Source organism: Streptomyces krungchingensis, from assembly GCF_054729265.1.
Window position 1 is genome coordinate 7033358 of the sequence record NZ_JBPUKY010000001.1, and the last position, 15189, is coordinate 7048546.

Sequence of the window (15189 nt, forward strand, 5' to 3'; positions counted from 1 at the left end):
TGCGGGCGAGGCCTTAGACCGTTGTCAAGGAGTCACGACAGGTGGCGCCGCGTCACACCTCTTGTCCGTCCCGCTCCATCGGGGCGGCACTAGGTGAGGGAATCTGTTCATTCAGAGGCTCTCGGGCAGTCCCGTGGGTCGATGGCACTGCAGGCTGTGCTTCTGTCTGCTTCTTTCCCTTGCCGATTCCGAGTTCCTCGTGCAGCCCCTGCCAGTTGATGTCCGGGGTGCCGATACGGCCAACGGCACGGCTGTGCCCTGTCAACATTGCCTCGGCGAACGGACTGTCGAGCGTCGCGATCCTGGTCCAGTCGCCTTCCTCGCTGAGCCAGATCCTGAGATCCTTGAGCTGGACAGACCTGATGTTCTCGAAGTCGACCATCAGGTCTGGGATGTCAAGGTACTTGGGAAGGGCTCGAAACCTGTTGTGGTCAGGGCCGAAGGCGGCTTTGAAAGCGTCCCTGTCCTTGCTCAAACCACTCGCCTGTGAGGCGACGGCGAGGGGGGATTCGCTCACGAAGTCGGCCTTGGCCAGCCGCACGTATCCAGCCTTTGCCGTCCTTGGCTTGGCAACATTCGGCGGGTCCTCGTACAGGTCACAGGCAGGAGTGAGCACGAGCCACCACTGTCCGTCTGGATCACGAAGCAGATCGGCAGCGGTGAGATGACGCGTCACGGGCGGTTTGAGATACACCCGAGCGGCTGACGAGTGACCGACCGCAACGCCTCCGGAAGTCGCAAGAACGCCATCCAGCTCCTGGATCGCGTTCTCCTTGAGCCATGCGGCGAGCCGGTGGACCAAGACGGGTGCGATCTCCCTCTGGTCGCCTTCCGCCATCTGCTCCCACTGGGGCGCGATGACGTCTCGAAGGAACGAGCGCATCTGCTGGTCGACGAGTTCGCCGAGGCGACGGGTCAGTGACGGCACGCCTGAGTTGAGGCCGGCACGGACTGCTTCGGTGATTTGTTCGAGCCTATTCTTGGCGACAACCTCGACGAGCGGGGGTGCCGTGAGATGTCGTACCTGCTCTGGCACGCCCGTGAAGAAGATGACCGGGATCCAACGGGTCTTCTTGATCCGCTCGTACAGCTCCCGTCCCCGTCCCTCGATGGCATGGGCCGCGCCGCCCTGTGACGAGTCCCTGACATCGAGGATGACCAGGTCGAACTGCTCGTTACTGAGTCTTCGTTCCGCCTCGTCGAAGTCCTGCTCGATCTCGAAGGCGATGGTTCCCAGGTCGACGAGGTCCTCCCCCAGCATCGACTCGAGCCTCTCCGCTATCTCCTGCTCGTCATCGACGATGAGCAGGCGGAACGCCCCCGCCCCTGTGGTCACCCGACTCTCCTTCGCAGACGCGCCTTGAAACATGCCCCGGGTAGTCGTCCCGGAGGCACTAGGTACAGGTCGCCGTCATAGAAGTCTTTGACGACGCTTCCGGCGATGCTTAGCCCGAGACCAATCCCGTCGGGCTTGTCGCTGAAGTAAGTGTCGAAGATCAGGTCCTTGATCTCCTCACGGACCCCCGGCCCGCTGTCACTCACGTTGATGTCGACCTCGCCTTCGGCGGTGCGCTCGGTCTCGATCAGGATGGAGCGTTCGGCTTCCTCGGAAACGGTGGACAGCCAGTAGACGGAGTTACCAACGAGGTTGATGATCACCTGGGTGATGTCACCTGGCTCAGCCGTCACCCTTACGTCGTCTCCACCGATCGTGACGGTGATGCCCTGACGCCTGATGTCCGCCTCGTGGACGGAGACCGCCTCGGCGATGGTCTCGTGCAGTGAGATCTCCCGTGGTCGCCCACGGCGTCTCCCGCTCAGCGGTTCGATACGGGTGAACAACCGGTCAAGGGCCTTTTCCTGCGCACTGAAGTCGGTGTGGGTCTTCTCGAGCGCCGCGGAAAGGTCCGCGTCCTGGTCCCGCGTCCTCTCCACCAACTTCTTGAGGCTTCTCAGCACGAAGGCGATGTGGGACAGGGCGGTGCGGCCGTCATGCAGGACCACGTCCACGAGAGTACCGAGGGTGGCAAGCCGGGAGAACTGGGAGAGGATCTCCTGGACCTTGCGTACGCCCTCGTTGATCGTCTCGGTGGCCTCGTCGAGGGCGCGGCCGAGGACTGCGTCGTCAGGGTGGCGCCGGGCGACGACGTCACGGAGTGGGCCGAGGTCGAAGGTCTCAAAGACGCCGTGTCCACGACCCCCGGCCGACACCACAAACGGCTCGTCTATCGGACCGGCAGGGGACGCAGGGCGCCGGAGCTTGTACCGCCAGGTTTCCATCTCGGTCACAGCGTGGTGTATGAGGGTCTTAAGTTCCTCGTACTCCGGTGTGTCGATCAGTCCCTCACGGTGGGAGCGGTCTTGGAGGAGTGGATTCCCGTCTGCTGTGATGTAGACAAAGCCGACGACTTGGTTGTTCGACAGACGGAGGGTGGGGTTGTTGACCCGTCGCTGATCGAACCGCAACCAGTCGAACTCGGGCTCGCCGAAGGGCTGGACGCGGAATCCGTCGCGGTACAGGGTCACTCCGCTGTTGGCCCGGATGAGGCTTCGGATCTCCGAGATGTTGCGGGCGCCGAAGTCCAGTTTGAGGAGCTGTAGAAGTGATCGGCTGTCCAGGTCCCATGCGCGGATGTCGAGCTTGATAGGGCCGCAGCTAGGTCGCTTCTGGTCTTGACGGAGGCTCCGTTCGACGAAGACCTCGGGAACGTCTTCTGCCGCACGAAGAGTTAGGCGGGCGAAGCCGCCCTCGTCGACGGTCCCGATCAGTTGGTAGTGGGGATGGGCCAGAGCCTCGCTCGCGCTGACGAATCCTGAGAGGTGTTGCAGTTCGCCTGGCGGAGTCTTCACATAGATCGCGAACTCAGGCTGGTCTGACACTTGGAGCTCAGTGGGAGGCGGGGGAGGGAGCAGCCTGGAGAGGGTCCTCTTCAGGGCCTGGATGGAATCGACGTCCCAGTTCTGGCGCAGCCCTTCGAGACGTACGACGGTTCCGTGCGGGCCTTCGCCGATCTCAGGATCCGTGGGAGCGGATGGGGCGGGCGACGTGCAGTTACCACCCGCGTGCAACTCCCGTATGGCACCGTCTAACAACTCCTGAGACTTCCCGTCGACCGTGAAGACCTCAGGAGACCCCACCATGCACTCGATGGGTACCTGGTCGAGGTAGGCGTCCTCCTGGGCGAAGTCACCCCAGTCGATGCGTAGGGCCACCTCCTCTCCGCCACTGCGACGCGTGGTGACCGACGTCACGTGCGCCAGCTTGGCGGCGGAGAACCGCCCGATGCCCTTGGCCCCCAAGACCCTGCGCCCCAGCTTCTCGCTGCGGGGTGTCCGGTGCCGATGGGGAGTGGCGATGTCCAGCCAGGTTCCGCGAACCGTTTCCGGGGACATGCCATGGCCGTCGTCCCAGACCTCGATGGAACCCGCGCCCTCCTCGAGGGGAGCTTCGAAACGGATCACTACGAGACTTGCGTCGGCGTCGTAGGCGTTCTTCACGAGTTCGGTGAGAGCGACTCGCTCGTTACTGATCAGTTCCTCGCCCAGGGTGCTCATCAGTCGCGCCCGTGGCCGGAGATACGCCTTCGCGTCCTCGGACTCCACCCGTGCTCCCGCTCCTGGTGATCGTCAGTCGGCCCCACCAGTAAGTGGGTGGGGGGCGATTCTATCCGCGGCCGAAGTGATCCACGCCATATCCTTGTTGGAGTCGGCTAGGACGGCTGAAGGAGCTGTGGGAGGCGAACACCTGAGTGTGTCTTCCCGGCCGGCTCCGTCGTTCTCCGTGTGTGACGTGAAGGAGGACAGGAGCCGCCTCGTGATCTTGTCTGTGTCATCGCTTATCATTGACCGCCTCAGACTGCACCAGAACACCGTTTCGGGGCCAGGGCCTGGGAGCCTCGCGGATCGGCGCAGGCACCTGGGGGAACGCGTCAGGTGATCACCGGTTTCCTCGGTGTCCCCATGGCCGGAATCCTTGCCTCCACCAGCGCGTCCGTGATCTCCTGGTGCTCGTTCTTGTCGTCTCGTTGGTGTGGAGGTTCGTGCTGTGGCGAAGCAGTACTACGGCGTACCTCTCGAGCGGAGCGACTATCTGAAGCTCAAGCCGAACAAAAACAGCTGCAAGCCCGAGGGGTTCACCAAGTGGCTCGAAGGGTTCGGTAGTGGAAAACGGCTCGCGGTCGACCTCTTCTCTGGAGCCGGCGGGCTGAGCCTTGGGCTCCAACGGGCCGGTTGGACCGTTGCGGCCTCGGTCGATTTCGACGAGCGAGCTCTGGAGACGCACGCCGCGAACTTCCCCGGCATGAGCCTCCACATGGACCTCGGAAATCCCGACGAGCGAGACAGGCTCGTGGACCTGCTGGCACCGGCCAAGATCGACCTAGTAGCCGGAGGGCCTCCGTGCCAGCCGTTCAGCAGGGCAGGGCGGAGCAAGATCCGCAGCCTTGTCGAGCATCATGGGCGTGACCCCCATGACCGCCGCAAGGAACTGTGGAGCGCCTACCTCGACGTCGTGAAGCGGATACGGCCGCGCGTGGTGCTCATGGAGAACGTGCCCGACATGGGGCTTGGTGACGACTTCTTCGTGGTTCGCACGATCGAGCAGCAGTTGGAGGAGCTCGGTTACGCGACGCAAGTGCGGCTCGTGGACGCGTGGCGCTATGGAGTGCCCCAGCACCGCAAGCGGCTGATCCTTCTGGCGCGGAACGATGTGGAGAGGTTCCAGTGGCGTCCCGAGGTGAAAGAACGCACCACGCTGCGAGACGCCATCGGTGACCTGCCGGAACTGCCCGTCGTGGCCACGGAACGTGTCGGGCAGCGTGAGTGGCCCTACAGCGAGCCTGAAGACTTGCCTGCCTTCGCTGCAGAGATGCGGAAGCGCGCACCGAAGGACCACGTCTGGGACCACATGACCCGTCGGGTCAGGGAGGACGACTTGGAGATCTTCTCTGAGATGGACTCCAAGACGCTGTACTCGGACATCGACCCGAAGCTCCAGCGGTACAGCGCCGAACAGTTCACGGATAAGTACAAGAAGCTTGACTGGGGTGATCTGAGCAGGTCGATCACGGCACACATCGCCAAGGACGGTTACTGGTACATCCACCCGGAACAGAACCGCACGCTGACCGTCCGCGAGGCGGCACGGGTTCAGACGTTCCCTGACCGGTTCCGGTTCGCCGGGACCCGCAGTGACGCTTTCCGGCAGATCGGCAACGCCGTACCGCCCCTGCTCGGCCAAGCCGCCGCGGAAGCGCTGCTGCCCTCGGACGAGAAACAGCGTGACGGAGTTGTGCTCAAGCCGCACTGGCGCACGGTGCGCAGGGACCTGACCGCATGGGCGGAGCACCAGCGCGACACGGGCGCCTGGTACCAGCTGCCGGGTGAGGGGATGTCCCCGCTCTCCGCGGCGGTCGTGGCCATACTCTCCGGTACGAAGCTGCGGCCCGACCAGATCGAGGCGATGGCCGAGGTCGTCAAGGAATGCAGGATCCTGACCAAGACCGCCTTCTCGTCCCTCATCGAGGCGGCTCCCAGTACGGCCGCGCGTGCTCGGGTCGACCGACTGGCGGCCGTGGTGGCTAAGTCGGCTGTGTGGAAGAACCCGGAAAGCATCCCCGCACATCTGGAGATGAAGCCGGCTGAACGGACTCTCTACCGACTTCTGACCGGTGAGGATCTCCTCTGGGTGGGACAGGGGGCGCTGAGGGTCGCTGCTCGTCTGAACGATAGCGACTCGGACCGGACGAACAAGCTCAGCGACGGCCGGGTGGACCTAGTGAAGCTGGTTGGCGCCGGGGAGGATGCGCCTTTGCGCATGGCGGCGCTGCGCCTGATCGGGACCACCCTGTGCCGTGCGAAGGAGCCGCTCTGCGACGAGTGCCCCCTGAGCAGGTACTGCGCTGGACGAGACGAAGCCTCGGGTGACCTGTTCACCCACGCGTTGAGCGAGACACAAAGCCAGACCCTGGCGCCCGCTCAGGCTCGTGAGCCTGAGCGTCGCACACCCGGACGAGGCTGAATCGCAGCGGTAGTACCTCGGCGCGGGCATGCAGGGCTTTGGGGTTTGCGTCTTGGGACCGCCTCGTCAAGTCCGAGTCGCTGTCCGCCGAATTGGCCAGCCCCCGCTGCAAAGGTCGCAAAGGCTGCCAGCGGCTCTACTCGTCTGCGAGCTCCTCGAGTAACTCAGCGAGCCCTTCGGTCCACGGTGGCTGGGGCAGCGCATCGAAGGCATCACGCGCAGCCAGCACTGCCCTACCGAGGCCGTGCATGTCTTTGATGGAGTTCCCGTAGATGTACCATCGCCCGAACTTCTGATCGACGCCGCAGCCGTTTTCTTCGATCAGCCTGGCGAGTAGGCCAGCGCGTTCATGATCGGGCACAGCGCCGACCGTTGGATACTCGGCGTGATGACGCTTGTCGAGCCCACTCGAGCAGGAGTAGAAGGTGGCGATCCGGGCGGCGCTGAGCGCCAGACTGAGGCCCGCCACCCCGACGTCGTTCCAGTGGAACGTGTACGCCATCAGTTCTGCGTAGCCGACGTCATCGGCGTCTTGCAACTCGTCAAGGATCGCCGGCACCCCGTCGGGCACGTCAGACCTCCCCGCCCGTTCCAGGAGGGCGGCCTCCTCCGTCAGGCATACTGAGGCCTCTTCCCACCTCGGGAGCCCTAGGCATTCGTACCCGTGGTGATCCGTGAAGCCCCTGGCCACGTCTTCTACGCTCAGGCCAGTACGTAGCGTTTCCAGATCGTAGTCGCGACGGATGTCCACATCGAACTCGGGAATCATGCCTCTATCTTGGCGAACTGCCCTTTGACATGTCGGTGGTTCGCGCCCAAGGTGCGTGCGGACCACGCGCTACGGGTGGGGCGTGAACCCCAGCCGCAGCGCCTCGGTACGGGCGTGCAGGGCCTGGACGGCCTGCGTCTCAGGAACCTCCTGCTCCAGTTCGAGACGCCTTCCGACGAACTGGGCCAGCTGGCGCTGCCAGGGCTCGAGGTTGCGGGTCTCCTTGGCCCAACGCTCGATCGCGTACCACTCGTCGGCGTGGATCAGGGCTGCCTCCTCGCCCGCTCCCTCCTCAGCTCCGGTACCGCCGGCGAGTGCCGCCTCGTCGAGCGAATGGTCGAGCAGCTCCGTCGTCAGAGCGCGAGGAGGCGTCCAGGGCACCCGGGACACGGCGTCCCAGCACGCTACCTTTTTGGCCCACTCGCCCACGTGATTCCCCTCGAGCGGAGAGGTCACCGCCCGCATGATGCGGGGACACAGATCGTGGATCGCGGCCTCTAGCACCGGTGAGACGCCCTGCTCTCGCCAGATCCAGTCTAGATCGATCCGGCGGTCCGTCCCCAGGGACAGGCGAGCCACGGTGTACGTGGTGATCACGCTTTTGTGGCTTCCTGCTCCGTGGATGGCGGCGATCCGGTCTACCGCCTTGAACAGGATGGCCATTGCGATCACCCGCTGGCAGTACTGAACGTCGACTCGAGGCGGCGCCTTGTCGATGTTGAACATGAACTCGACGAAGTTCTTCTGCGCTCCACGACTCACGTGGTACGGCAGCTGGTTCCAGGAGTGGACGAACTTGGCGAGGTCCGCCTTCGTGAATTTCTGCTTCGTCGGGTTCAGCTTCTTGAACTGCCGTTGCCTGGCGGGCGTGCGGACCTTCGCCAGCTCGTCTGTGTACTGGCCGCGCGCACGCTCGTAGAACCAGTGGGTCTCCTGGCCGCTGCCGTCCGTCGCCGGCGCCCACAGGGAGCGGGTGATCCGTTGCATGTCCACGTGATAGTCGTGGTTGGAGCTGAAGTCGACCTGGGTCACCCGGTTCTGCGTGTTCGAGTACTCCGAGATCTTCGGGACGATCTCCGCGAGCCGCTGCGGTGCCACCTCCGTCAGCTTCATCTGGACCCGGACGTGGGACAAGTCCGCCTTGTCGCGGCTCAGCGCGTAGTGGAGCGAGGCGGTTGTCTGGCCGCCGTTCACGATCTGGAGGCCGTGCACCCCGGAGATGTGGGTGGGCTCGCCGTCCGGGCCCCTCACGAAGTCGACCTGCGACGCGGTCGCGGTGATTCCGTTGTTGTAGGCCAGGAACCTGCCCGGTGCGTGCAGCAGGGTCTCCCGGATACCCCGGTTGACCGCTCCGCGGGTCTGGAGGAAGGAGCGGACGTTGAGCTCGAGGAGCCGGGTGCCGTACTCCGCGTATAGCTCGGCGAGCATCTCCCCGGGTATGACTGCCAGGACCACGGAGTGGTCCTCTTCCGAACTCGGTGCGGAGACACAGGGAAGCGGAGGGCTGAAGGGCACCATGATGGGCTCGCCGAGGGCGCCGGACGTCGCGTGACGGTGAAGTCGCGCCAGGTCCCACACCTCGTGGGTCACCGGGAGGCCGTCGAAATGCGAAACCGGGACCTCGGTCGAGGTGCTCACCCGGTTGCTGAGCAGGAAGAGCCTGATCCGCTGTACCTCGGTGAGGGCCTTCTCGACCGCGGCACACATGTCGTACACGTCGAACGACTCGTCGATGTGCTGCTGCAGCCCGTCCCGGCAACGCTGTACGAACGCCAGAAGCCGTCGGAAGGACGTCTCGGTCTGTGCCTTCGTGAGCTTTGTCTCCAGCGGTGCCAGCTGGAAGTCCGTCACGAACAGGTCCAGGGACTCGCCTGACTCTCCGATGCCGTAACCGTGTACCTCGTGGCCGTGCATCTTGTGGTAGGCGGTGAAGGTGTTGGACACGACGCCGGCCTGCTCCAAGTCCTCGAAGACCCGCCGTGTGAACGCCTCCGGGGTGGTCGTCCCCTCGGCGTCAGCCGTCGCCTGGACGTCGGCGACGAGGCTCCGCGAGAACTCGGTCAGGTCGAGCTCAGCCATGGGATCCCCCGATCAGTTTCTTCACCTCGTCGGCCGTGGCACGGTAAGCGTCCAGGCCCGACGCGCTCACGTGGTACGTGCAATCGCCGACGCCCTCCGGCAAGTCCGACTCGACCAGCCTGGGGAAGCCTTCCCGTACATGCCAGAACCGAAGCTCGCGGAGGGTGTAGCGAGGCTCGTCGTACAGATCGCGATGCCCGGGGAGGTACCCGGCCTGGATAAGCAGACCGTCGAAGCGGGCACGGGCGGCGGGGTTCGCCAGCTGCCGCCGTATCTCGTCCACCTGCTGGTTCAGGCTCTCTCCAGATCCGCCGCGTCGTTCGTCGAGCAGCGCGAGCGTGAGCAGCAGAGCAGGGGTGCCCGTGTCATCTAGCTGTCTCTCGCTCGCGATGCGGATGCTGCGGGGGCGCTTCGCGATGCTGGCCTTGGTCTCGATTGCCACCTCGGGCAGTTGGAAGTCCTGGTTGCTCCCCGTGGGACCGGTCCATGCCTCGACGGCCTCGGACTGGGATGGCGAGGCCATGAGTATGTTATTTAGCACCAACAGCTCCCCGTGGAGACCGCGGCGCGCCTCGGCGCTCAGCCCGTCCCGGCTAACGGTGCGCAGTAGGTCCTGCCACCTACCGAACCTCTCCACGGCGGCAATCAGAGCCTCCGGGGCCGCCGAAGCGGCTCTGACAGTGTCGGCGACGTCGGCCACGAGAGGGTTGAAGACCTCTCGGAGCTCGTTCGTGGTCAGGACTACCTGGAGTTCGTACTCCAAGCGGGACACAGCACTCAGGTTCATCTCGATGCCAGCGGCTCGCGGGAGACGGCCCACCGACCGTATGACGGGGTCCGCCGAGCGGGCGTCGGTCCTCAGCACGAGCATGCGCTGCCTACCGGGATGGGAAACGGTGAGGAAGATGTCGAGAGGGGATTCCGGATGCAGGCGGAGACTGGACCGTCCCGGGGTCTCCTGGGGGCTCTCCAGCTCGTGCCATGCCTCCTCCGTCACGGTCACGCCCCGTCCTCCTCGACGATCGAGAAAATGTCCTCTTGGAGCCAGACGGAGTTGGCAACGTACTCGGTCTTGGACTGGTGTTTCGAGTGAGGGAAGCTCACCTGGAAGCCCACGAGAGGCGTGGTCGACGCCGCGATGCCATCGGAATCGACGGGCATGACGGGGTAGATCAACAACAGGCCCTGTTCGGGGCGACGCTGCCGCCGGATGTACGCGCCCGACGGGTTCTGCGGGGGTGCTGCCTTCTCCGCCTCCTCCGCAGCCTTTCGAGCGGCTTCGCGTGCCCTCCCTACCTGGATCTTGTCGAGGCCGATCAGCTCGTCCTGAGGGCTGATGACCCGGCGGATCGTGTATCTGCCCTCGCTCACGAAGTCGTCCTTGAGGGCGGCTCGCTTCACGGAGCCGACGGTGTGTCCGGCGATCTCCTTGGGCCACTTCGACGTCGTGCTGCTGACCAGAACCACCGTCCAGTCGGTCAGCTCCTTCACCTTCGCGCACTGGTCGATGTACTTCGCAATGAGCCTTGGCCGGACCCGCTGCGCCATGGGGTCGGTCTCGTAGTCGGAAAGGAACCCCGAGACCAGCTCGGGAGCGACACCCTCCCACTGCACGTTGCCGCCCTTGGGTGTCATCTTGAGCCCCTCGGCGCTGTCGAGTCGTCGGACGAGGTCCTCAAGGATCCTGAAGTTGTGAGCGACGGTCCGGTCGGCGAGCTTGAAGATCACGGTTTCCGGCCCTTCGCCGGAGTAGCTGAGGAGGATCTTCTTGCCCTTGCGCATCTTGTTGGGTGCGGTCACTGTCAGCCCCAGTGACGAGGACCGTACCTTCAGCCCGAACGCCGTCGGCTCGAGACCGAGTGTGGCCATCTCCTCGACTTCCCGGCGCAGTTCGTCAGTGGCGGCGGTAACCTCCACGTAAGCGGCTTGGAGCTCGGGGGTCGTGTACAGACGGCACAGGTCCTCGTGATGCGGCCGGTACCCGAACCACCGACCCATCTGGAGAAGGGCGTCGTATGACTTCGACCAGCGCAGGTAGTAGCTGACCGTCAGACCTTCCAGGGTGAGGCCGCGGGAGAGTTTCTGCCCTCCGACGGCGATCACGGAGAGACCGTCCTTGCGGTTCAGGTAGTAGTCGAGTGCGTCCTTGGACGTGCCGTTTACCGCTTTGACCTGGATCTTCCGGATGGCGTCCAGGAGTCCCGCTGAAACCTGATCCCACGTGAGGCGTTCGGCCTCGTCGGTAGGGAAATGTTCCGTGGTGGGGACGAATTCCCGCTCCCAGAGCGCCCGGAGTTCCTCGCGGAGCGCGGGGCCCTTGCCGTACCGGTCCCTGAGTGTGTCGACCAAGAGACGCAGGTGGTCGTCGACTTGGTCCCGCACCAGCCCCTGCACCGAGGTGAAGCGGGTGACGTGCACCAGCATCGAGTTGTGCACCTTCGTCTGTCTCCTGGCCCGCCGAGCCGCGCAAGCTAGCACGAACGAGGAGATCGCCTCGCGCAGGGACCTAGGCAGCTCGGCGCGGGGAACGTGGCCCGCCTTGTGCTTGGCGGGAAGCCAGACCTCGGCGTCCCTCACGTGGCGCACCAGCGGCAGAGGCGGCGTGTCCTCTTCGTCATCGTCGTCGACCTGGAGGCCGAAGACCCGCTCGGGGCCAAGGTAGTTGGAGGGCGAGGGGAGGCTGCGGATGAAGCTCGCCGGAAAGAGATCCTGCCCGACCTTCTCGTTGTTCGCCTCCGGATTGATGTAGATGTTGGCGAACGGCGTGGCCGTGTATCCGACGTAAGCGGATTGGTCGAAGACGTTGACGAGGTCACGTATAGCGGCGTTGGTCTTAGTCGGGTCTGCGTCGTCGTCCTTGGTCGTGTCGATCGAGGCGTTGTCGGCCTCGTCGTCGATGACGAGCAAGGGAAGATCCTTCACGACCTTCTTGCCGTTCTCGTCCTCTGTCCCATGAACGTCGATCACCCAATTACGCACGTACTCGAGAAGCTTCCAGTGCTTCTTCACGACGAGCACCACTGGGAAGCTGCCCAGCGGGAAGTTGGTGTGGGAAGCCGTCTTCTTGCCGAAGTCCCCCTTCGCGGTGCTGTTCGTCGGTGAGGCGATGTCGAGCTTCTTCGCGAAGGGCATCCGTCCTGCGCCGATGAGTCGGGACTTTCCGACCTCGTTGGACCGCCTGTAGTGCTGGGTGTCGAACCCCAGGAGTCCCTCGTCGATCCGCAGCTGTGTCTGGCTGCGGAGGTCGTCGTGGATGCCGGCAAGCACCACGATGAGCCGGTAGCCAGCGTCCACCGCCTTTGCGGCGAGCCCGATGTACTGACCGGTCTTGCCCGACTGAACCTGGCCGATTACTAGCCCCTTGCGGCTCCAGGAACCCGGGCGGCGTGGATCCTCCAGCTGGCTCAACACCTCGTCGGAACTCTGGTCCAGCCGCCTCACGACCCAGGGCGGAAGGCTCACCACGTCCTCGAGGTAGCGCCGATAGCGCTCCCAGAAGTCCCAATCACGGTCGTTCTTCGCCTCCGGCAGCCAGGGCTCATGGCCCTTGGAGTCCGTGAGGCCTGAGGACCGCTCCTGGAACACGGCGGTCATGGCCTCGATCTCCTTGGCCAGCTGGTCCCGGTCCAGGGATTCACCCTGTGCGGCCAGCATCCCGAAGATGGCGTTGACCGCGTTCTGTACCTCCTCCGTCTTCGGCTGACGGTCCTGTGGCAGAAACCCGAGAACCAAGCGCTTGGCCTTGGCGATGGGGTCGTCGGGTACGGCTGTCACGTGGGACCTCCAGCTGGACTAGGACGGTATCGAGGGGAGTAGAGTCGACCACCGATAATGGCTCTACCGGCTCCAGAAGCCCCGTAGTTGGTCGAAGGGTGGCATGGTCCGCAACCTGTCGCGTGCGGCAGCCGGTGAGCGGCCGCCGGAGACCAGCGACTCGTAGATGCGCTGTGCGACCTCGATCGCGGCCTCATCGGCGGGCCCAGGTCCACCGAACGGTTCAGGATCGTCGCTGGTGTCCGTTTCGTGCATTACTCGGAGAGCGGCGACCGGCACTGTTTCCTCCAAGAGACGGATCAACGCACGTACGTCGGCTGTGCTGTTGGCGCTGGGTCTCAGCGCGGCCTGAACCAGTGGGTGGTTGCGGTTGATCCTGCAGGTGACCCTGCCGTCAGGCCGACGCACGGTCCAGGCGTAGGACAGAGGATCACCATGTGTACGCGCAGCGACCTGTCCTCGATGTCGCAGCACATCCGCGGCCCTTGCCCGCGCCTGCCGCGCGATGCGGTTCAGGTGTGGGCGGAGACCGACGGGCGGGACGACGCTCGACTTCCTCACATCGACGCCCCACTCGGCGTCCGTCTCGGCTGGGATGTCGACTGCGATGCGAGCCAGGTTGTACTTCTCCTCACGGCGCATCCCACGGTGGCCCAGCCAGTCACCCGCCAGGATCAGACGGTTCCTGCGGTAGACGTAGAACCCCTGCTGGTCGAGCCAGCCCTGTGGTCCTGCGGCTCTGGCGTACTCCTCGGGGGTGAGCCGGTGGGCACTGGGGAGGATGAACGCCTCGACCCGTACGGGATGTCCATCGAGCAGCAGTTCTTCGGTGGGGAGCCGCTGTACCGAGGGGTGGTTGCCCATGAACGGATCCCAGGGTTGCACCGGGGTCCCGGACACTTGCAGATTCCGGCGTCGGCTCCCAGTGAGGAAGCGGGCGAAGACCATTCCGAGGTGCGACTCCGTGCGGGCCGCCTCGGCGTAAAACTGCTTCTGGGTGCCTTCGTCGCCCTCGGTGACGTCGCCGCCGTGGTAGCCGTTGAGCCGGCGCCAGAGCACGATCGTGCCGTGACCGGCGGCACTCCGGACCCTGTCCAACACCGCTGTCGTTTCGCCGTCGGCTCCATGGAGCAATCGCCACTCGCCGGACGCCTCGACGACGTCTAGGTCCCAGGTCCGTGTGTGCCATTCACAACCAGCCTTGGCGGTAGCCACGGTGAGTTGCCTCGACTGCGAGAACGAGGCCGACTTCAGGCCGACGCCGAAGCGGCCCAGATCCGTGGAGGAGCGCGACGTCGAGGGCCCGCGAGCGGCCACGGTCATCGCCGTGACGAGCTCTTCAGCGGTCATGCCCCAGCCGTCGTCGACCACCGCGATCCATGAGTCACGTCCTGCCCAGGCGAACTCGACGTCGATGTTCTGGGCTTCTACCGAGATGCTGTTATCTACGAGGTCCGCGACGGCTGCCGGCAGTGAGTACCCCAGGGAGCTGAGCGATGCCACCATTCCCGCGGGCTCAGGGGCCGCGATGTCGTACGTCATGGGTGGTTCCAGCCCTGCTTCCCCGTTACGAGCATTTCTCGGAGTGCAGTTGTCCCGGGAACCCAGCGGTACCGAGCGGGCAAGCACCCCCCCCATTTGGGAGACGCCCCACCGCGCGCTCGGTTCGTTGCACACGACAGGCCCCCACCCAAAACCGATGGTACGGGAGCCATTAGCCGTAGGTCCGGGTGTTCTGAGACATCCCGTGCGGGCCCGGCAAGGCGAAGAGCCGCGACAGCCACATCCGGCTGGATCGGCTAGTAGCAGCATCGTGGGGCAGACGCCTTTGGATCTTCCTCCGATCGTGAAGACGGCGGGCACCGTGTGTCCGCCGTCTTCACAGGCCTCCCCTGATCACTGATGAACGTCCGCTGGATGTGGGTGACGAGCGCGGCCTTCTGGATCCGTGCGGCGGCACCTCCTCGGCGGTCGCCTGCCTGGACTCTGGTTGCTCATACGACGAAAGTGCCTTTCTGCCCAGCACACCTTCATGTCCGCGCGGAATGGGGACCTTTGGGGCTGCTCGCATGCCGATGAACGGACCACCCGCCCCGCTGCCGGGGCTCAGCGAACGTACGTGCGCTGCAAGACACAACCTAGGTGTCTTATAGCCCTGAGTTTTGTTGGGGATCTTACTGACCTGCGTTTCCGCTGCTCAGGAGCAGTGGACTCGTGCGCCTAGTGGTCGTCCTTGGCCGTCGTCGAGCCACCCAGGGCGGCCCAGAGACGGCTCGCCTTCGGCGCGGTCAGCTGACACCAGCACCTTCGATGCGCCCTGCTTGAACCTCGGCCGACGGCAGTCAGCCACGATGGCGGGGGCGCCATCCGACCACGCTCGCGTATGCCTCGCTGCACCCCCGCCGACCTAAGCCACGCTGTGTTGTCGTCGACCACAGCAAGCGGCGTCGGCTGGCCGTTGGCCCTCAGGATCCGCCTCCTCAGGACCATGAGCTTGGGAAGCGGCGATCATCTGCAGCTGGTTCGAACGTTGACCTGGGCGGATGAC

Annotated in this window: 8 protein-coding genes; 1 reads left to right on the top strand and 7 read right to left on the bottom strand. The window is 64.7% G+C overall.

The window, feature by feature from the left end:
* Positions 1 to 52: 52 nt before the first annotated feature.
* Entirely contained in the window at positions 53 to 1336 is a 1284-nt protein-coding gene (locus ACSYGO_RS30965; protein ID WP_460388418.1) for a response regulator, read from the bottom strand.
* Positions 1333 to 3603, bottom strand: a complete 2271-nt coding sequence (locus ACSYGO_RS30970) for a sensor histidine kinase (RefSeq protein ID WP_460388420.1) — start codon at positions 3601 to 3603, stop codon at positions 1333 to 1335. Before ACSYGO_RS30970 ends, ACSYGO_RS30965 begins: the two co-directional genes overlap by 4 nt.
* Positions 3604 to 4045: 442 nt before the next feature.
* Here ACSYGO_RS30970 and ACSYGO_RS30975 point away from each other — a divergent pair, with 442 nt between their 5' ends.
* Positions 4046 to 6019: a DNA cytosine methyltransferase gene (locus ACSYGO_RS30975; protein ID WP_460388422.1), complete on the top strand. Its 1974-nt coding sequence runs from the start codon at positions 4046 to 4048 to the stop codon at positions 6017 to 6019.
* A gap of 136 nt (positions 6020 to 6155) precedes the next feature.
* On the opposite strand, the gene ACSYGO_RS30980 is transcribed toward ACSYGO_RS30975, so the two are convergent.
* The 5 genes from ACSYGO_RS30980 to ACSYGO_RS31000 form a co-directional block, all read right to left on the bottom strand.
* The gene (locus ACSYGO_RS30980) at positions 6156 to 6788 is read right to left on the bottom strand and encodes a hypothetical protein (RefSeq protein WP_460388424.1); all 633 of its coding nucleotides are present in this window, start codon (positions 6786 to 6788) and stop codon (positions 6156 to 6158) included.
* 69 nt (positions 6789 to 6857) lie between these two features.
* On the bottom strand, positions 6858 to 8867 hold the full coding sequence (locus ACSYGO_RS30985; protein ID WP_460388426.1) for an AIPR family protein: 2010 nt from the start codon (positions 8865 to 8867) through the stop codon (positions 6858 to 6860).
* Positions 8860 to 9870, bottom strand: coding sequence for a PD-(D/E)XK motif protein (locus tag ACSYGO_RS30990; RefSeq protein ID WP_460388428.1), 1011 nt, complete (start codon positions 9868 to 9870; stop codon positions 8860 to 8862). The genes ACSYGO_RS30985 and ACSYGO_RS30990 overlap by 8 nt, the downstream gene beginning before the upstream one ends.
* Positions 9867 to 12641 carry a Z1 domain-containing protein gene (locus tag ACSYGO_RS30995; RefSeq protein WP_460388430.1) on the bottom strand — a complete coding sequence of 925 codons (2775 nt, stop codon included), beginning with the start codon at positions 12639 to 12641 and terminating at the stop codon, positions 9867 to 9869. The genes ACSYGO_RS30990 and ACSYGO_RS30995 overlap by 4 nt, the downstream gene beginning before the upstream one ends.
* A gap of 63 nt (positions 12642 to 12704) precedes the next feature.
* Positions 12705 to 14183 carry an ATP-binding protein gene (locus tag ACSYGO_RS31000; RefSeq protein ID WP_460388432.1) on the bottom strand — a complete coding sequence of 493 codons (1479 nt, stop codon included), beginning with the start codon at positions 14181 to 14183 and terminating at the stop codon, positions 12705 to 12707.
* Positions 14184 to 15189 lie beyond the last annotated feature (1006 nt).